This is a genomic window from Alsobacter sp. KACC 23698 (assembly GCF_045348435.1).
In the GTDB taxonomy this organism is placed as follows: domain Bacteria; phylum Pseudomonadota; class Alphaproteobacteria; order Rhizobiales; family Beijerinckiaceae; genus Alsobacter.
The window spans coordinates 2,954,554-2,972,905 of record NZ_CP157484.1 but is presented as its reverse complement, the minus strand read 5'-3'; the positions used below and the strand labels follow the sequence as shown (position 1 = coordinate 2,972,905).

At 69.4% G+C, this 18,352-nt stretch carries 18 protein-coding genes and 1 tRNA gene; 12 read left to right on the top strand and 7 right to left on the bottom strand.

What is annotated here, in order from left to right; genetic code table 11:
- Positions 1-109 precede the first annotated feature (109 nt).
- On the bottom strand, positions 110-682 hold the full coding sequence (locus tag ABEG18_RS13940) for a 2'-5' RNA ligase family protein (RefSeq protein WP_406853652.1): 573 nt from the start codon (positions 680-682) through the stop codon (positions 110-112).
- Positions 683-691: 9 nt separating this feature from the next.
- Positions 692-1,102: a peptide-methionine (R)-S-oxide reductase MsrB gene (msrB, locus tag ABEG18_RS13935; RefSeq protein WP_406853651.1), complete on the bottom strand. Its 411-nt coding sequence runs from the start codon at positions 1,100-1,102 to the stop codon at positions 692-694.
- Between the two features lie 326 nt (positions 1,103-1,428).
- Here msrB and glgA point away from each other — a divergent pair, with 326 nt between their 5' ends.
- The 5 genes from glgA (at position 1,429) to ABEG18_RS13910 (ending at position 7,709) form a co-directional block, all read left to right on the top strand.
- Positions 1,429-2,868, top strand: coding sequence for a glycogen synthase GlgA (glgA, locus tag ABEG18_RS13930; protein WP_406853650.1), 1,440 nt, complete (start codon positions 1,429-1,431; stop codon positions 2,866-2,868).
- Positions 2,869-3,065: 197 nt separating this feature from the next.
- Positions 3,066-3,584 carry a spore coat protein U domain-containing protein gene (locus tag ABEG18_RS13925; RefSeq protein ID WP_406853649.1) on the top strand — a complete coding sequence of 173 codons (519 nt, stop codon included), beginning with the start codon at positions 3,066-3,068 and terminating at the stop codon, positions 3,582-3,584.
- Between the two features lie 21 nt (positions 3,585-3,605).
- The gene (locus ABEG18_RS13920) at positions 3,606-4,313 is read left to right on the top strand and encodes a molecular chaperone (RefSeq protein WP_406853648.1); all 708 of its coding nucleotides are present in this window, start codon (positions 3,606-3,608) and stop codon (positions 4,311-4,313) included.
- Positions 4,288-6,723 carry a fimbria/pilus outer membrane usher protein gene (locus tag ABEG18_RS13915; RefSeq protein WP_406853647.1) on the top strand — a complete coding sequence of 812 codons (2,436 nt, stop codon included), beginning with the start codon at positions 4,288-4,290 and terminating at the stop codon, positions 6,721-6,723. The genes ABEG18_RS13920 and ABEG18_RS13915 overlap by 26 nt, the downstream gene beginning before the upstream one ends.
- Positions 6,714-7,709 (top strand): spore coat protein U domain-containing protein, encoded by a 996-nt coding sequence (locus ABEG18_RS13910; RefSeq protein ID WP_406853646.1) that lies wholly within the window; start codon positions 6,714-6,716, stop codon positions 7,707-7,709. Before ABEG18_RS13915 ends, ABEG18_RS13910 begins: the two co-directional genes overlap by 10 nt.
- Positions 7,710-7,731: 22 nt before the next feature.
- On the opposite strand, the gene ABEG18_RS13905 is transcribed toward ABEG18_RS13910, so the two are convergent.
- Positions 7,732-8,397 (bottom strand): hemolysin III family protein, encoded by a 666-nt coding sequence (locus ABEG18_RS13905; RefSeq protein WP_406853645.1) that lies wholly within the window; start codon positions 8,395-8,397, stop codon positions 7,732-7,734.
- 90 nt (positions 8,398-8,487) lie between these two features.
- Complete coding sequence (locus tag ABEG18_RS13900; RefSeq protein ID WP_406853644.1) at positions 8,488-8,721, bottom strand: hypothetical protein; 234 nt, start codon at positions 8,719-8,721, stop codon at positions 8,488-8,490.
- A 195-nt stretch (positions 8,722-8,916) separates the two neighbouring features.
- On the opposite strand from ABEG18_RS13900, the gene ABEG18_RS13895 reads away from it, so the two are divergent.
- The 7 genes from ABEG18_RS13895 (at position 8,917) to ABEG18_RS13865 (ending at position 15,000) form a co-directional block, all read left to right on the top strand.
- Positions 8,917-9,708 carry a fumarylacetoacetate hydrolase family protein gene (locus ABEG18_RS13895; RefSeq protein ID WP_406853643.1) on the top strand — a complete coding sequence of 264 codons (792 nt, stop codon included), beginning with the start codon at positions 8,917-8,919 and terminating at the stop codon, positions 9,706-9,708.
- A 97-nt stretch (positions 9,709-9,805) separates the two neighbouring features.
- Complete coding sequence (locus tag ABEG18_RS13890; RefSeq protein ID WP_406858612.1) at positions 9,806-10,336, top strand: metallophosphoesterase family protein; 531 nt, start codon at positions 9,806-9,808, stop codon at positions 10,334-10,336.
- 135 nt (positions 10,337-10,471) lie between these two features.
- Positions 10,472-10,548, top strand: a tRNA-Met gene (locus tag ABEG18_RS13885).
- 413 nt (positions 10,549-10,961) lie between these two features.
- On the top strand, positions 10,962-11,969 hold the full coding sequence (locus tag ABEG18_RS13880) for an ABC transporter substrate-binding protein (protein ID WP_406858611.1): 1,008 nt from the start codon (positions 10,962-10,964) through the stop codon (positions 11,967-11,969).
- 97 nt (positions 11,970-12,066) lie between these two features.
- Positions 12,067-12,834, top strand: a complete 768-nt coding sequence (locus tag ABEG18_RS13875) for an ABC transporter ATP-binding protein (RefSeq protein ID WP_406853642.1) — start codon at positions 12,067-12,069, stop codon at positions 12,832-12,834.
- A gap of 116 nt (positions 12,835-12,950) precedes the next feature.
- Positions 12,951-13,790, top strand: coding sequence for an ABC transporter permease (locus tag ABEG18_RS13870; RefSeq protein ID WP_406858610.1), 840 nt, complete (start codon positions 12,951-12,953; stop codon positions 13,788-13,790).
- A 127-nt stretch (positions 13,791-13,917) separates the two neighbouring features.
- A complete protein-coding gene (locus ABEG18_RS13865) occupies positions 13,918-15,000 on the top strand; it encodes an alpha/beta fold hydrolase (RefSeq protein WP_406853641.1) in 1,083 nt (360 codons plus the stop codon).
- Between the two features lie 46 nt (positions 15,001-15,046).
- On the opposite strand, the gene ABEG18_RS13860 is transcribed toward ABEG18_RS13865, so the two are convergent.
- The 3 genes from ABEG18_RS13860 to ABEG18_RS13850 are packed head-to-tail and all read right to left on the bottom strand — an operon-like array spanning position 15,047 to position 18,352.
- Entirely contained in the window at positions 15,047-15,493 is a 447-nt protein-coding gene (locus ABEG18_RS13860) for a RidA family protein (RefSeq protein WP_406853640.1), read from the bottom strand.
- Entirely contained in the window at positions 15,490-17,136 is a 1,647-nt protein-coding gene (locus ABEG18_RS13855) for a benzoate-CoA ligase family protein (protein WP_406853639.1), read from the bottom strand. The genes ABEG18_RS13860 and ABEG18_RS13855 overlap by 4 nt, the downstream gene beginning before the upstream one ends.
- Positions 17,137-17,158: 22 nt before the next feature.
- Positions 17,159-18,352 carry an acyl-CoA dehydrogenase family protein gene (locus ABEG18_RS13850; protein WP_406853638.1) on the bottom strand — a complete coding sequence of 398 codons (1,194 nt, stop codon included), beginning with the start codon at positions 18,350-18,352 and terminating at the stop codon, positions 17,159-17,161.

The window sequence follows — 18,352 nt, the reverse complement described above, 5'->3', positions numbered from 1 at the left end:
TCCCTCGTTGTTAGGAACCGCAACCCAACGGCGGGTCCGGGAGGGAGTTCCTGGGGAGGGCCCGCAGGTCTCTGCGCCAATCGTCGCAGGCCCGCCCGACGGCGGACGATTACGCGGGCGCGCCGCCGAACTCGTATCCGCCGGCGCGGTCCCAGGGACCGCCGCGATAGATCCAGAGGTCCAGGCCGTCGATCTCGAAGTCGAAAGGCTCGAACACGGCGCAGAGCCCGTCGAAGGTGCGGCGCGCGCGCTCCGCCGGGACCTTGTTCTGCAGGGTCACGTGAGGGCGGGACGGCCTGAGGTCCTGCGGCGTGAGCCACAGGCCCCAGCGCTTCGCGAGGTCCTGCCGCAGTCGCTCCAACCCCGGTGATTCGACGGCGACCTGCACGCCCTGGCCGGTGAAGCGCAGATGCGTGGCGCGGGCGGGCAGCGGGTCCAGCCGCCAGGCGCATTCGACGAGCTCGTCCTCGATCTCGGCGAGGGCGTCGCCCGGCAGCTTGTGGAAGAGGGTCAGGTGCGCCGGGACCTGGTTGCGGTCGGCCGGGTAATGCGCGCGGCGCCGGGCTTCGAACCAGTCCGCCGCGCCGCCGCCGAGCCGCGCCGTGAGGATCAGGGGATCCGGCCCCGCGATGCGCCCGTCGGCGGCCGCGCCGGGCTCGCCGTTTGGCCCCTGATCCTGCACCGGACGGGCTCAGTCCGGCGTGAAGGCGAGGGCGACGCCGTTCATGCAATAGCGCAGGCCGGTGGGGGGCGGGCCGTCCGGAAAGACGTGGCCGAGATGTCCGCCGCACTGGCTGCAATGCGCCTCGGTGCGCAGCATGCCGTAGCTGCGGTCCTCGCTGGTCTCGACCGAGCCGGGGAGGGGCGTGTTGAAGCTCGGCCAGCCGGTCCCGCTCTCGAACTTGGCGCCGCCCCTGAACAGGGGGTGGCCGCAGCCGACGCAGGAGAACACGCCCGGGCGCTTCTCAGCCAGGAGGGCGCAGCTCCCCGGGCGCTCCGTCCCGTGGCCGCGCAGCACGTCGTACTGCTCGGCGGTGAGGATGCGCCGCCACTCCTCGTCAGTGTGGGTCACCGGATAGGACTTCGTCGCCGCAACGGCCATGGAACACTCCTCGAAGGGGGACGGCGCCGGGCGCCGCCGGATCGGGACACCGCAATATAGTCCTCCGGCGGGTTCCGAACAGGGCGGGAGCCCTCAAGCCTCCGCGAGCCGCCGCCGGGGACACCCGATCGCAAGAAGGATCTGCGCCGTTTTCGAGCCCACGTCCCACATCGGCGGCTTGGGTGCGCTGCAAAAATCCTTTTCGCGACTGCGAGAAAAATCTTGGCGAAACCGTGGAACTGGAGGCGACATCGTGGCGTTGCAGGATCATCTCAATCCGCCCTCGCCAGCCTGAGCGCCAGCGCGGCCAACCTCCGAAAAGCTGAATGCGCGAACGCATCCTGTTCGTCACGCCGGAATTCGCGGGCTTCGCCAAGGCCGGCGGGCTCGGCGAGATTTCGGCCGCCCTGCCGCGCGCGCTGCGCAGGCTGGTGGATGTCCGGGTTCTGATCCCCGGCTACCGCGAGGTCGTCGCCTCGGCCGGGCCCATGCAGGTGGTGATGAACCTGCCGGCCAGGGGCGCGATCCCGGCCTGCTCCATCGCACGCACCCAGACCGCCGACGGCATCGTGGTCTATGTCCTGATCTGTCCGGAGCTGTTCGACCGCCCCGGCTCGCCCTATGGCGACCAGCACGGCGTCGACTGGCCGGATAACGACGTTCGCTTCGCCCGGCTCAGCCTCGCCGCCGCCGAAGCGGCGGGGTCCTACCCGATCGAGGGCTGGCGGCCGGACCTGCTGCATGTCCATGACTGGCCGGCGGCGTTGACGCCCGCCTATCTGGCGTGGCGCGACAGCGCCGTGCCCTGCATCCTGACGGTGCACAACCTGGCCCACCAGGGCCTGTTCCCGCCCGAGCGTATGGAGCGGCTGGGCATTCCCGAGCGGGCCTACCAGATCGACGGCGTGGAGTTCCACGGACAGGTGTCGTTCCTGAAGGCGGGGCTGTTCTACGCCAACCACATCACCACGGTGAGCGAGACCTACGCGCACGAGATCACCACGCGCGAGCATGGTTGCGGGCTCGAGGGCCTGTTGCGGGCGCGCTCCGACGAAGGCCGGCTGACCGGCATCCTGAACGGCATCGACGAGAGCTGGGATCCCTATACCGACCCGCATCTGGCCGCCCCGTTCGAGCCGGGCCAGTGGCGCGGCAAGGCCAAGAACGCGCAGAGCGTGCGCAAGGCGTTCGGGCTGGCCGTGTCGCGCGGACCGCTCTTTGCGGTGGTGTCGCGGCTGGTGCCCCAGAAGGGCGTCGACCTGACCATCGAGGCTGCGGAATCGATCGTGCGCCAGGGTGGCCAGATCGTCGTCACCGGCAAGGGCGAGGCGAGGTTCGAGACCGAGTTGACGGCGCTGGCCCGCAAGCATCCGGGAGCCGTGGGGATCTCCATCGGCTTTGAGGAGCAGCTCGCCCGGCGCATCTACGCCGGCAGCGACTTCCTGCTGATGCCGTCGCGGTTCGAGCCGTGCGGGCTCAGCCAGATGTACGCCCAGCGCTTCGGGTCCCTGCCGGTGGCCTACGCCACGGGCGGGCTCGCCGAGACGATCGACGACGGCAACACGGGCTTCCTGTTCGAGAAGTCGAGCCTGGCGAGCTTCCTGGGCGCCGTCTACCGAGCCTTCGACGCCTATCGGAGCGCCGCTCGACTGGAGGAGATGCGCCGCGCCGCCATGGCGTGCGACCGAAGCTGGGCGAGGCCGGCGCAGGACTACGCCCGTCTGTTCGGCCGAGCCCTCGGGGCCCCGCGGGAAGCGGCGGCGTAGCGCCCGAATTACCCCGTCAAATGATGCAATCTGAGCGGGCGTTTTCTATGACTAATCGTATTAAATGCAATTATTCCAATTAGTTGTTCGTTTTCGTTAATGGGATTTTAGCCTGATCGCAGCATCTTCTGGTTAACCGCCGCGTCATGCGGGCGCGGGGTTCCCTCCAGAAGGAGGGATCACGGGAGAATCCTGTCATGCGTATTCGCCACCTTCTCGCCGGCGCCGCCGCCGGTCTCTGCCTCGCCTCCACCTCCGGCTTCGCCGCCCAGACGCTCGTCGGCAACATGACGGTCAGCGCTACGGTCGTCGGCGCTTGCACGATGGCGACTCCGGTCGGGCTCAGCTTCGGAACCGCCGTCACCTCCATCCCGACCGCCGGCGTTCCGGAAGCCACGACCGGCAAGTTCACGGTCGTCTGCGGCGCCGCGGGCGTCCCGGTGAACGTGACCCTCGGCACGGGCCTGAACGCGGGCGGCGGCACGCAGCGCAAGCTCATCGCCGGCGCCAACACCCTGAACTACGAGCTGTACTCGGATGCGGCGCGCACCGTGCCGTGGCTCAGCACCGGAACCGGCGTCGCCGTCCCGGCCACTTCGACCTCCGGCGTGGGCGTCGCCCAGAACGTCTACGGCAAGCTCCTCGGCGGCGCGACCACGGTCTACCCGGCTTCCGGCGCCTACACCGACACGGTCGTCGTCACCGTCACCTACTGATCAACCGGCAGGACCCTCGCCATGTCGCGCATCACGCTCGCAGCAGCCGCCCTGTGCGCTGCGTCGGCCGTTCCGGCCTTCGCAGGAGCCTTGCAGGTCACTCCCACCCTGATCGAAACGAAGGGCGCCGCCCCCGTTTCGGTGGTGACGGTGCGGAATGAGGGCTCGCAGCCGATGAACGCACAGGTGAGGGTCCTCCAGTGGGTCCAGCAGAACGGCCGGGAGGAGCTCATTCCGGCCAGCCAGGTCGTGGCGTCGCCGCCGACCGTTCAGCTGCAACCGCGCCAGGACTATACGGTGCGGCTCGTGACGCTGGGGCGGGCCGCGGCCGGCCCGGAGGAAGCCTACCGGGTGGTGATCAGCGAGTTGCCGAACCCCCGGGATTTCAAGGCCGGCCAGGTCACCATTCTGGCCAGCCATTCCATCCCGATGTTCCGCGGCGGTCTGGGTTCCCCTCCCAAGCTGAGCTGGCGGGCGCAGGTCCAAGGCGGGCGCGTGATCGTCACCGCGACGAACGCGGGCGGCGCTCGCGCCAAGATCCTCGGGCTCAAGGTCAGCGACGGCCGCGCCGTTGCGAATTTCGGCGAAGGGCTCGTGGGCTACGTCCTGGCGGACGGGACGATGTCCTGGGAGCGACCCGTTCCGAAGGGCTTCGGCTCGGGGCCGTTGAGGATCACAGCGAGATCAGATGGAGGCGCCATCGATGCGCAGGTCGACTCGGCTCGTTAGAGCTGGCGTCGTCTGTATCGCTTTCGCTGCGGCCCAGTCTGAGTCGAGGGCCACCCCCACGGGGGCGGAGGACAGTAGCCTCCAACTCGAAGTGTTCATCAACGATCGTCCGACGCAGCTCATCGGCGCGTTCTTCGCCAGTCCCGACGGGACCATTTCCGCCACGCGCAGAGAACTGCGCGAACTCGGAGTCAAGGCGCCCGGCAAGGGCGCCGACGACGAAAGGGTTTCCCTGTCCTCCATCGAGGGCTTCGTTGCGCTTTACGACGAGCGCAAGCAAACCATCGCATTCAAGACCGCCGATGTGCGTCTGCTGATGCCGCAGGTCGTCAATGCCGGCGGGGAGGCCGACCCCCGGCCGCCGCAGACCCCGTCCGACATGGGCTTGCTGGTGAACTACGTCGCCTTCGGGTCCGCTCAGACGCGCGCCGACGGTTACCGGCCGACCTTCTCGGGAGCGTCGCTCAGCCTGGAGGCGCGCGCCGTGTCTCCGTACGGGGTGCTGTCTCAGTCGGCCATCCTCGGGCGGACGCCGACGTCCGAGAACAACGCTATCCGGCTGGAGACGGCCTACACCTACGACCATGTCGAGACCGCCACGTCGTTCCGGCTGGGTGATCTGATTTCCTCCGGACCGACCTGGGCGCGCGCCATCCGGGTGGGCGGCGCCATGGTCTCGCGCGACTACGGGCTGCGGCCGGACATCGTCACCACCGCGGTTCCCGTCCTGAACGGGACGGCGGCGGCGCCGTCGACGGTCGACGTCTATGTGGGCGGGGTGAAGACCTTCTCGCGCGAGGTCGGCCTCGGGCCCTACTCCCTGAGCAACGTTCCCTCGGTCGCAGGCGCGGGGAGCGCGCAGGTCGTGGTGCGGGACGCGACCGGGCGCGAGGTCAGGACCACGGTGCCGTTCATGACCTCCGCCTCGGTGCTGGGGCAGGGGGTCTTCGATTATGCGTTCGGGGGCGGCTTCGCGCGCTACGGCTACGCGACGGCCGCCACCACCTATGGCAAGGACCCCGTCGGCTTCGCGTCGGCGCGCTACGGGGTCACGGACGCGGTGACGCTCGAAACCTACAACGAAACGGGAGGCGGGCTCGCCGGGGTCGGGGCGGGCGTCACGGCGAACGCGTTCGACCGCGCCGTGGTGTCCGTCGCCGGGCGGGCGAGCCATTCGGGCGCCGGCATGGGATCCCAGGCCTACGGATCGGTGCAGACCAAGATCGGCCCGCTCTACGTGACGGGCTCCTCGCAGCGCTCGTTCGGGGCCTTTGCGGACCTCGTCTCGGTGACGGCGCGGCTGGACAGGCCCTCTCGGCAGCGCTCGTTGGAATACAACGCCATTCGCAGCCCGTATGAGGGGTGGGGAACGGGATTCCTGTCGAGCGCCGAGCCGCCGCGCTACGCAGACCAGCTCTCGGTCGGCGCGCCCGGTCCCCTGCCGAGTTCTTCGATCAATCTCAATTTCGTTCATCGGAGCAACGAAAAGCGGGCCGCGTCGCGCATCGTCAGCCTGGCCTACAACCAGAACATCGGAAAGAGCTGGTCGGCCTATGTGTCGACCTTCGCCGATCTGGGACGGGACCGCAGCCTGGGCGCCTTCGCCGGCCTCACGTTCAGCTTCGACGACGAACGAACGGTTTCGGCGGGCATGTCGCAGGTCGGCGGGCAGTTGTCCGCCACTGTCGAAGCTCAGAAGGCGATGGGCTCCGAAGTCGGTTCCTACGGGGGCCGCACCCGGCTCTCCGGGACGGGCGACAGCCAGGTCCTGCAAGCGAGCGCAGCCTATCTGTCGCCTTACGGCCGGGTGGCCGCGGACGGGCGATACGGCTCCAGGGTCGGCTCCTTCCAGGGCGAGTTCGAGGGGGCGATCGCGGTCACGAGCGCGGGTCCGGCGATCGGCCGCCGCGCCGACGACGCCTTCGCGGTCGTCGATGTCGGCGCCCCGGGAATCGGCGTCCAACACGAGGGACGCACCGTGGCGCGCACGGACGTGTTCGGGCGTGCGCTGGTGCCGACGCTGTTCTCGCAGCAGCGCAACAAGATCAGCATAGACCCCCTGGCGGCGCCGGCCGACCTGACGCTCGATCAGACCGAGACGACGGTGGTCCCGGCGCGCAAGGGGGGCCTCGCCATCCGCTTCGCCGGAGCGTCCGCCGCCGGGAAATCCGCTCCGGCGGCGATCTTTCTCAAGCTGCCCAATGGAGACAACGTGCCGGCGGGACTGAGCGGGGTCGTCGACGGCGGCCCGGCTTTCCTGACCGGGCTCGACGGACGCTCGGTCGTGGCCGGGGTAAAGCCGGACAGCGTCATCGAGATCGACCTCGATGGATCGAAGTGCCGCGCCACGGCCCCCCGAGGCGGCGAGCCCGACCGGGTCGTCGAGATAGGACCCCTGCAATGCCTGTGATCCGCGGTCTTCGGCGATTGCTGCGCGCCTGGTTCATCGTGCTCGGCCTTGCGGGGCTCGGCGCCGCGATCCTCACGGGCGAAGCCGTGGCGCAGGCGCCGTCCTGCAGCGTCGCCGTCGACAACCTGACCTTTGGCTCGACCGTGGCGACGACAAGCCTCAGCAGCGTGACGACCCTGGGCAGGGTCACGATGACCTGCACGGGGGCGCCCTCCAGCGCCGTGCGGGGATGTCTCGACATCGGGGCGGGATCAGGCGGGCAGACGGTCGCCGGCGTCCGGACCCTCGCGGCAGGGGCCAACACGCTGCAGTACGACCTCTATTCGGACCCCTCGTTCACCAGCGTGTGGACGACCGCGACGGGGCGGGGGCCCGCTCTCGACGTGACGCTGGGCGCAGGCGGGACCGGGAGCGCGACGGCGTCGATCTATGCGCGCCTGCCGCTGCCCCAGATCACTGCGCCGGTGGGGGCGTACGCTTCGAGCTTCTCCGGTTTCGCCACCCTGCGCTACGGCCCTCTGGCGTCGATGAGTTGCGCCGGCGGCTCGGCCGGCGCCACGGCCCCGGCGTCGTTCACCGTCTCGGCGGGAGTGACGCCAGCCTGCTCTCTCTCGGCGGGCAACCTGAACTTCGGGTCGTTTTCCAGCATCACGGCGCTGATCCAGGCCAGTTTCAGCTTCCCGGTGACCTGCACGAAGGATTCGCCCTACCTGGTCTATCTGGATGGCGGCCTGACCGGGGCCACGGACCCTCAGGCGCGACTCATGAAGCGCACGGGCGGAACCGACACGATCAAGTACGGGGTCTATCGCGGGGCCGGCTGCACGCTTCCCTGGGGATCGACGCTGGGATCGGGGCTGAGCGCGATCGGAACCGGAAGCGCGCAGAACCATGTGGGCTACGGCTGCATCCAGCCGGCCGGAAACGCTCCCTATCCGGCGGCGGGCGTCTACCGGGACACCATCGTGGTGACGGTGGAGTATTAGCCCACGAGGCCCGCACGGCTTCCTAGGTCCGCGACAGGACCATGCAGTCCAGCACGGCGCCATAGTGGCAGCCGGCGGCGGCCAGCACGAAGCCGTGCCAGATGGCGTTCTGGAAGCGCAGGCTCTCCCAGACGTGGAAGATCACGCCCAACGAGTAGAGCAGCCCGCCGGCGGTGAGCAGCCACATCGCGGTGGTCGGCAGCGCCTTGGCGAGCGGATCCAGCGCGAACACGATGGCCCAGCCGAGCGCGAGATAGATGCCGATGGCGAGGCGGTCGAAACGGCCGGGCAGCAGGATCTTCATGGCGGCGCCCGCGATCGCGCCCGTCCACACCGTGATGGACAGTCCAGGCGCCCAGAGGCTTTCCCGCAACACCGTCATGAAGGGCGTGTAGGTGCCGGCGATCATGACGTAGATGGCGGAATGGTCGAAGCGCCGCAGCAGCCATTTCAGGCGCGAGGGCGGGACCATGTTGTAGGCCGCCGAGAAGCCCAGCATGGCCACCAGGGCGGCCGCGTAGACGATGACGGAGGTGAGTTCGAGCGCGCCGGTCACTCCGGCCGCGAGCACGATCAGCAGCGCCGCCCCGACCAGGCCTCCCACGACGCCCACGGCGTGGATGCAGCCGTCGGCGACCAGCTCGGCGAGGTCATAGACGCGCGTGAGACTCGCTGGCCGACCGTCCATCCCGCACCCCCGCTCGCCGTATCGTTCATACATCAACCGTGAATGCGGCTGAAGCGGGTTCGATCCCCGGGCGAGGACGCCGGCGCGGAATTATTTTTCGGGAGGGGGGCCGTCCGCCGCCCCTTGGGCCGCGTCGGCGGGCGATCGGCCGGGGCGGTAGTACCAGTGCCCCTCGGCGGCGACGCGGGCCACGATCGCCGCGTCGATCTCGGCGGGGTCGACCTCCTTCAGCAGGGTCCAGTCGCCCGGCGGCAGGCCGCGGCCCTCCCCGTCCGCGCAGACGGCGAGGGAGAATTGCGCGTTGGTGAAGAGGTAAAGCGGCAAGGGCTTGGGTCCTGAGGCGCGCCGTTCCGCACCGAACCCGACAATGCCCGAGCGGCCGGCGGGTTGCGCCCGGCGATGACATGGGGCCCGGCGGATCGTTGACAATCCGGCGCCGTTGCAACCCCATGGCGCGTGGGCCGGGTTCTTCGGCCGCATGGGACGCATGGCGCAACAAGACGCTGAGAGGACAACTCCATGGAGCAAAGCCGTCGTGAAATCCTGTCGCTCGCGGCCCTGGCCGGCGCGGGCGTGGCGCTCGCGCCAGGGGCGCAGGCCCAGGTGACCGCCGCCCCCAAAGCCCTGTTCGCGGTGGCGCAGACCACCATCCCGATCGTCGGGACGGACCAGGTCTTCCCGGTGCGCAGGATCTACTGCATCGGCCGCAACTACGCCGCCCATTCCCGCGAAATGGGGTCCGACCCCAACCGCGAGCCGCCGTTCTTCTTCCAGAAGCCGAGCGACGCGATCCAGAACGTCAAGGTCGGCGAGGTCGCGGACCATCCCTATCCGTCGCTGACGAAGAACTACCACTACGAAGTGGAGCTGGTGGCGGCGCTGAAGAGCGGCGGCCGCAACATCCCCATCGACAAGGCGCTTGAGCACGTCTTCGGCTACGCGGTCGGCCTCGACATGACGCGCCGCGACCTGCAGCGCGCCATGGGAGACGAGAAGAAGCCGTGGGAGATCGGCAAGAGCTTCGACCGCTCGGCGCCGATCGGGCCGCTGCATCCGGCCGACAAAACCGGCCCGTTCGAGAAGGGCGCGATCTCGCTGGCCGTGAACGGGCAGGTGAAGCAGTCCAGCAACCTGTCCAACATGATCTGGAGCGTGGCCGAGCAAATCTCCAAGCTCTCGGAGGCGTTCGAGCTGATGCCCGGCGACATCATCTACTCCGGCACGCCGGAGAATGTCGGCCCGGTGGTGAAGGGCGACGTGCTGCTCTGCAAGATCGAGGGCCTGCCCGACATGTCGATCAAGATCGTCTGACCTTCGGCGACGGCGCGGCGGGGCGGCTTGCGCCGCGCCGGCGAGGCGGATGCGCCCCTCGCCGGAACCGCCGGACCGCGCCGCCGCTTTCCCGCCCATGACGGTCTTCTTCACCAGCGACACCCATTTCGGCGACCCGCGCGTGCTGCGGATCGACCGGCGCCCCTTCGCGTCCCTGAAGGAGCATGACGAGGCGCTGATCGCGAACTGGAACGCCGTCGTGGGGCCCGCCGACGAGGTCTGGCATCTCGGCGACTTCGCGCTGGGCAAGCCGGACGGCCAGGCCGACGCGCTGCTCGACAGGCTGGCCGGGACCAAGCATCTCGTCATCGGCAACAATGACGGGCCGGCCACGGTGGCGTCGACCCGCTGGGCCAGCGTGCAGCACTACGCCGAGATGGAGCTCGACGGGGTGAAGCTGGTGATGTGCCACTACCCGTTCCGGACCTGGAACCGCATGGGGCAGGGCGTGCTCGACCTGCACGGCCACAGCCACGGCAAGCTCACTCCCGCGCCGCGCCAATACGACGTCGGGGTGGACGTGCACGACTTCCGGCCCGCCACGCTGGAGGAGGTGCGCAGGCGCCGGCGCAGGGCTCCCGCATCCCTGGCGCCAGCCCCCGCCTGAGCGGCCCGGCGGGCGCGGCGCCCGGCCCCGGACCGAGCGCGTCCGGCGCTTGACACCCCGTCTCGCCGCGGACTATATCCGCGACGCCTCGCGGGGGTGCAACGACCGAACCCCGCGACAGCCGCAAGGCCCTGGGGCGGAGTAGCTCAGCTGGTTAGAGCAGAGGAATCATAATCCTTGTGTCGGCGGTTCGATTCCGTCCTCCGCTACCACCTCTCGCCCACTAGACAGTTTGAAACGCCATCGAAGCGGTGGTCTTGTCGGGGATGTCGCAATCCTGACACAATTGCCTGTCATACAGCGTCCGTGCCGCGGTCTTCGGCTTCGCCTTGAGGACCGCCTGACCCGAGCTTTCGTCCGACCACGGATGTACTGGCGAGTTGATGGTTCGAGGCACACTGGGAACGCCGCCTTGGGGAAACTCATGGCGGCTTTTTCGTGTCTGGGCCGCCGATAGCGGGCGTCCGACATTATCGCAGGCGCGCACTTTGCGCGCGCCATAGCGCACAAGCTCAAACCTCCCACACCACGACTCCGCGCGCCTTTTCGGTTGCCCATCGTGCGCTAGTGCATTAGTGCATGGAAAAACCCGGGAGGATCCGCCGTGCTTAATCGCCGTGACATTCTGGCCGCCGCAGCCTCGACAGCCGCTTTTTCGACGGGCGCCTTGGGGTTGGCTTCGGGGGCGTCCGCCCAGGCCAAATCCGAGATCACGATCAGCCGCCAGCCGGGCATCCTCTACATGCCGCTGCACGTGATCGAGAAGTACAAGCTCATCGAGAAGCACGCCGAGACGCTGGGCCTGAAGGGCCTCTCCGTCAAATGGCTGTCCTTCAGCAATGGCGGCGCCCAGCAGGACGCGCTGATCTCCGGCAATGTGGACTTGGTGAACACCGGAACGGGGCAGCTTCTGCTGCTGTGGGACCGCACCAAGGGCGGGATCAAGGGCATCGTGGCGAGTTCGGCGCTGCCGCTGAAGCTCGTCAGCCGCGACCCGCGCATCAAGACGCTCAACGATCTTGGCCCGACCGACAAGATCGCGGTGCCCACCGTCAAGACCTCGACGCAGGCCATCCTGCTGCAGATGGCCGCGGCCAAGATGTTCGGCCCGGACCAATACGCCAAATTCGATCCCAACACGGTCCAGATGGGCCATCCGGACGGCTTCATCGCGCTGAAGAACGCCAGCCACGAGGTGCGCAGCCACTTCGCCGCGCCGCCCTTCGACTATTACGAGCTGAAGGAGGTCGCGGACGCACATGTCGTGATCAACTCGGCTGAGATCATCGGCGGGCCGCTGTCGCAGGGGCAGTTCTTTACGACGACGAAGTTCGCCGACCAGAACCCGAAGGTGATCGAGGCGGTGCGCAAGGCGGCCGAGGAGGCCAAGGCCTTCATCGAGACGAACCTCGCTGACGCCATCGAGGCCTACAGGGAGATCAACAACGACAAGACCTCGGCCGAGGTCCTCAAGGACCTGCTCGGCCAGCCCGGCATGATGGAGTGGAACCTGTATCCGCAGGGCACCATGAAATTCGCCGCGCACCTCAACAAGGTGGGGACGCTGAAGACCATGCCGGCGTCGTGGAAGGACTACTACCTGCCGATCGCCCACGACCTGCCGGGCAACTGACCCGGGGCTGCGCCGACCCGGCCGGCCGCGCCGGCTTGCCTTTTCCGGTGCAGCGTCATTCCTGAAGATCCGTCGCCGCGCAGACCAGGATTTCGCCATGGCTCCCCTTCTCGACGTGAACGGCGTGACGCTGCGCTACAAGACGCCGGGCGTGCTGGTCACCGCGACCGAGCGGGTCAGCTTCTCGGTCAACGCGTCGGACCGGTTCGTGCTGCTCGGTCCCTCGGGGTGCGGGAAGTCGACGCTGCTGAAGGCGGTGGGCGGCTATCTCACGCCTAGCGAGGGCTCCATCTCCATCAAGGGCCGCAAGGTCACCGAGCCGGGGGCGGACCGGATGATGGTGTTCCAGGAGTTCGACCAGCTCTTGCCTTGGCGCACCGTGCTGGAGAACGTCATGTTCCCGCTGCAGGTGGCGCGCGGGCTGAGCCGGCGCGACGCGGAGGCGAAGGCGCGGGCCTCGCTCGAGAAGGTGAACCTGACCCGCGCCGTGGACAGCTATCCGCACACGCTGTCGGGCGGCATGAAGCAGCGCGTCGCCATCGCCCGCGGCATGGCGATGGAGCCCGACATCCTGCTGATGGACGAGCCCTTCGCGGCGCTCGACGCGCTGACCCGGCGCACCTGCCAGGACGAGCTGCTGCAGCTGTGGCAGGACACCAAGTTCACGGTGCTGTTCGTGACGCATTCGATCGCCGAGGCGATCAAGATCGGCAATCGCATCCTGCTGCTCTCGCCGCATCCCGGGCGGGTGAAGGCGGAGGTGATCGACGTCGACAAGGTCTCGGCGGAGGACGGCACGGCCGCCCAGCTGGAGAAGAAGATCCACGAGCTTCTGTTCGCCGATGAAGCGGCCCACGCGGAGTGAGCGACATGACCGAGCACGCCGCCGTTCCCCCCTCCGCCGTTCCTCCTTCCGGCGCCGTTCCGCCCGCGCGGGCCTCGCGCGTGTTGGAGACGCGCGTCGGCGCGGCCACCATCACGATGCGCGACCAGGCCGCCGACGGCGCCCATCTGGGCGAGGTGGAGCGCAAGCTCAGCGCCTGGGAACTGATCTGGGACAACGGCTTCGTCCGCAAGGCGGCGCTGATCCTGATGCTGTGCGTGATCTGGGAGATCTATGGCCGGGTTCTCGACAACCCGCTGCTGTTCCCCACCTTCTCGGACACGCTCCAGGCCATGTGGGAGCGGATCGAGAACGGCGTGCTGATCAACCGCGCCTGGACGTCCATCAAGGTGCTGGTGATGGGCTATGTCTCCGGCGTGCTGCTGGCCGCCATCCTGACCATCGCGGCCATCAACACGCGGCTGGGGACGGACTTCCTGGAGACCATGACGGCGATGTTCAGCCCGCTGCCGGCCATCGCGCTGCTGCCGCTGGCGCTGATCTGGTTCGGCCTGGGCAATGGCAGCCTCGTCTTCATCCTCATCCACTCGGTGCTGTGGGCGGTGGCGCTGAACACCCATTCGGGCTTCCGGGCCGTGTCCCAGACCATGCGCATGGTGGGCCGGAACTACGGGTTGCGGGGGCTGCCTTATGTCTTCCGCATCCTGATCCCGGCGGCGTTCCCGTCGATCCTGACGGGCCTGAAGATCGGCTGGGCCTTCGCGTGGCGCACGCTGATCGCGGCGGAGCTCGTCTTCGGCGTGTCGTCCGGCCAGGGCGGACTCGGCTGGTTCATCTTCGAGAACCGCAACCTGCTCGACATTCCGGCGGTGTTCGCCGGCCTGCTCACCGTCATCGTGATCGGGCTCGTGGTGGAGAACCTGATCTTCCGCACCCTGGAGCGCCGCACGGTGCTCAAATGGGGCATGCAGAACTGAGGCGGGCCGGCCGGCGTCCCACACGGACGTGAGTTGTGCCCGGCCGGTCGATGCGCGATCCTCCTCGCCGATCGGCGCCTAGCCCAGGCGACTCACACTGGCGCGCGCGCCGGCGTGGGAGGTCGACATGGAGTTGAGACGGTTGTTGCCGGCGGCCGCCGCCGCGGCGCTCGGGTTCTTCGCAGCCACGGTGCAGGCCGCCGACTATCCCAAGCCCGTCGAGGGCGACTGGGTCGCCAAGGACTTCACGTTCCATACGGGCGAGACGCTGCCGGAGGTGAAGCTGCACTACGTCACCGTCGGCGATCCTTCGGGCGAACCGGTGCTGGTGCTGCACGGCACGGCGGGTTCGGCGGCCAGCATGCTCACGCCCGGCTTTGCGGGCGAGCTCTTCGGGGCGGGTCAGCCGCTCGACGCCACGAAATATTTCATCATCCTTCCCGACGCGCTCGGGGCGGGCAAGTCCGCCAAGCCGTCCGACGGTCTCAGGGCCAAGTTCCCGCGCTACAATTATGACGACATGGTGATGGCCCAGCACCGGCTCGTCACCGAGGGCCTCGGCGTGCGCCACCTGCGGCTGGTGCTGGGCAACTCGATGGGCGGCATGCACACCTGGGTGTGGGGCGTGACCTATCCGGACGAGATGGACGCGCTCGTCCCGATGGCGTCGCAGCCGACCGAGATGTCGAGCCGCAACTGGATGATGCGGCGCATGATCATCGATTCGGTGCGCAACGACCCGGACTGGAAGAACGGCGACTACACGGCGCAGCCCAAGGCGCTCAGGGTGGCGAACGCCTTCTACGGGATCGCCACGAATGGCGGGACGCTGGCCTATCAGGCGGCCGCGCCGACGCGCGAAAAGGCCGACAAGTTCCTGGACGAGCGGCTCGCCGCGCCGTTCCCCAACGACGCCAACGACTTTATGTACCAGTGGGATGCGTCGCGCGACTACAACGCCGCCCCCCGGCTCGATCGCCTCAAGGCGCCGCTTCTGGCCGTCAACTCGGCCGACGACGAGCGCAATCCGCCCGAAACCGGCGTGCTGGACCGCGCCATCGCCAAGCTGCCGAACGCCAAGGTCTATCTGATCCCGGCGAGCGAGCAGACCCGCGGGCATGGCACCACCGGAATCGCGAATTTCTGGAAGGAGCAGGTGAGGGCGTTCCTGGAGACCGCGCCTCGCCGCACCGCCACGGCGGCCAAATAGAGACGGAGCGCGGCGCTCCCGGCCGATGCGGCGGGGAGCGCCGCCCTTAGGCCGGCGCGTCCGGCACCACCGCCGTCGCCTCGATCTCGACCAGCGCGCGGGTCTCGACGAGACGCACCACTTGCACGAGCGCCATGGCGGGGTAGTGCGCGCCGAAGACGTCGCGATAGGCGGCGCCGATCGCCTTCAGGTTGGCGGCGTAGTCCTCGATGTCGACGACGTACCAGGTGAGGCGCACGAGATGGCGGGGCTCGGCCCCGCCGCTCGCCAGGATGGCGCGGATGTTCTCCAGCGTTCGCCGCACCTGCGCGACGAGGCCGTCGGGGAAGCGCTCCTGCGCGTCCCAGCCGACGACCCCGCCGGTGACCAGCAGGGCGCCGCGGGCCAGCATGCCGTTGGCGTAGCCGCGGGGCCGGGGCCAGCCTTCAGGCAGGAGCGCCTCGGGAAGGAGGAGCGGGCGGCCCGCCGGGTTCGTCATCGCCGCGTCGCTCATGCGGACCTCAGCAGCGGGTCGGCGTCCGCCATGGCCTGCTGGCGCAGGGCGAAACGCTGGAGCTTGCCGGTCTCGGTGCGCGGCAGCTGGGCTACGAACGCGATCGCGCGGGGATATTTGTAGGGGGCGATGTCCGCCTTCACGAACTCCTGAAGTTCTTGCGCCAGGGCCGGGGAGGCAGCGGCTGGATCGCGCAGCACCACATAGGCCTTGATGATGGAGCCGCGCTCGTCGTCCGGCGCGCCGACGACGCCGCACTCGGCGACCGCCGGATGGGCCAGCAGGGAGGCCTCGACCTCCGGCCCGGCGATGTTGTAGCCGGCCGACACGATCATGTCGTCGGAGCGGGCCTGGTAGCGGAAATAGCCGTCCTCGTCCTGCAGATAGGCGTCGCCGGTGACGTTCCAGCCGTTCTCGACATAGTGGCGCTGCCGCTCGTCGGCGAGATAGCGGCAGCCCGTCGGACCGCGCACCGCCAGGCGCCCGACCGTTCCGCGCGGGACCTCGCGCCCCTGCGCGTCGATGACCTTCGCCTCGTAGCCCGGGACCACCAGGCCGGTCGCGCCGGGGCGGACTTTCTCGTAAGGGGCGGCGATGAAGATGTGCAGCATCTCGGTCGCGCCGATCCCGTCCATCAGAGCGAGGCCGGTCGCGGCGCGCCAGGCCTCGAAGGTTGCGGGCGGCAGCGCCTCGCCGGCGGAGACGCAACGGCGAAGGCTGCTCACGTCATGCCCGGCGAGCTTGCCCAGCATCGCCCGGTAGGCGGTCGGGGCGGTGAAGCAGATGGTGGCCTGAAAGCGCGCGACGCCGGCCAGGAGATCGTCGGGGCCCGCCCGCTCCAGGATGGCGGAGGCCGCCCCGACCCTCAGCGGAAACAGGACGAGCCCGCCCAGCCCGAAGGTGAAGGCGAGCGGCGGGGAGCCGATGAAGACGTCGTCTTCCCGGGGCTTCAGCACCTGCCGCCCATAGGCGTCGCAGATGGCCAGCAGGTCGCGATGGACGTGCATCGTGCCCTTGGGCTGGCCGGTGGTGCCCGAGGTGAAGCTGATCAAGGCGACGTCGTCGGCGGCGGTGTCGACCGCCTCGAAGTCCGGCGATGCGGCGGCCGCGAGCGTCTCCAGCGATCCCGGGGCGCCGTCGCCCCACGGCACGATCCGGGTCAGGTCCGGCGAGAGCGCGCGCGCGGCCTCCAGGTCCGCGGTGAGGCGCGCGTCGCACAATGCGAGGCTCACCCTGGCCTTCTGGATCGGGTAGGCGAGCTCCCTGGCGCGCAGCAGCGGCATGGTGGCGACGACGACCCCGCCGGCCTTCAGGATGGCCAGATAGGCCGCCACCAGCATGGGCGAGTTGGCGGAGCGCAGCAGCACGCGGCCGCCCGGGACGAGGCCGAGTTCGCCGACCAGCACGTTGGCGATGCGGTTCACCTGTTCGCCGAGCTCGGCGTAGGTCCAGCTCACGCCGGGCGACAGGATGCAGGGCCGGTCGCCGCGCCCCGCCGCCACCCAGCGGTCGAGAAGCTCGGTGACGGCGTTCAGCCGCTCCGGATAGCGCAGCTCCGGCAGGTCGAACAGGAAGGTCGGCTGCAGCTCGGGCGGCGGCAGGTTGTCCCGGGTGAAGGTGTCGACATGCGCTGAGTGAGCCATGGCGTTCTCGCTCCGTTGCGTGTCAGGTTCGCGGCTGGGCGGCCCCGGCGGCGTGGGATTTCAGGATCTCGCGGGCGATGACCAGCTTCTGCACCTCGGTGGCCCCCTCATAGATCCGCAGCGCCCGGATCTCCCGATAGAGGCTCTCGACCTTCACCCCGGTCTTCACGCCGAGGCCGCCGAAGAGCTGGACCGCCTTGTCGATGACGCTCTGGGCGCTCTCGGTGGCGACCATCTTGGCCATGGCGGCCTCGCGGGTGATGCGCGGCGCGCCGGCGTCCTTGGTCCAGGCGGCGCGATAGACCAGCAGCGCGGCGGCGTCGATGTCGGTCGCCATCTCGGCCAGCGAGGCCTGCGCGAGGGGCAGGTCGGCCATGGGCCGTCCGAACAGGATGCGGGACTGGGCCCGGTCGAGCGCCTCGTCATGGGCGCGCCGGGCGAAGCCGAGCGCGGCGGCGCCCACCGTCGAGCGGAACACGTCGAGGGTGGCCATCGCGATGCGGAACCCGTCGCCGGGGCCGCCCAGGCGGTTCGCGAGCGGGATCCGGCACCCCTCGAAGGCCAGGCGCGCCAGCGGGTGCGGGGCCATGACGTCGATGCGCTCGGCGATGCGCAGGCCCGGCGCATCGCCCGGGACCAGGAAGGCGGAGAGGCCGCGCGCGCCGGGCGCTTCCCCGGTGCGGGCGAAGACGACGTACAGGTCGGCGATGCCGCCGTTCGAGATCCAGGTCTTGCCGCCGTCGAGGCGGACATGGTCCGGCCCGTCCGGCGTCGCCGCGCAGGCCAGGGCGGCGACGTCGGAGCCGGCCTCCTCCTCCGAGAGCGCGAAGGCGGGGATGACCCGGCCGGCGGCGACGTCCGGGAGCCAGCGGGCCTTCTGCTCGGCCGTTCCGAACAGCGCGATCGGGCCGGAGCCCAGGCCCTGCATGGCGAAGGCGAAGTCGGCGAGGCCGTCGTGATAGGCCAGCGTCTCGCGCGAGACGCACAGCGTGCGCACGTCGTAGCCCTCGCCCTGGCCGCCGAATTCCGCCGGCGCGACGGCCTTCAGCCAGCCGGCCCGGCCGAGTTCGCCCACGAGGCGCCGGCAGGTTCCGTCGACGTCGTGGTGGTCCACCGCGGAGGGGAGGACGTCCCGCGCCCAGGCGTCCATCGCGCCGACGCGCTCGCCGTGGCGGGGCTCGAAGAAGGGCCAGTCCAGGTAGGAGCGGTCGGGCAT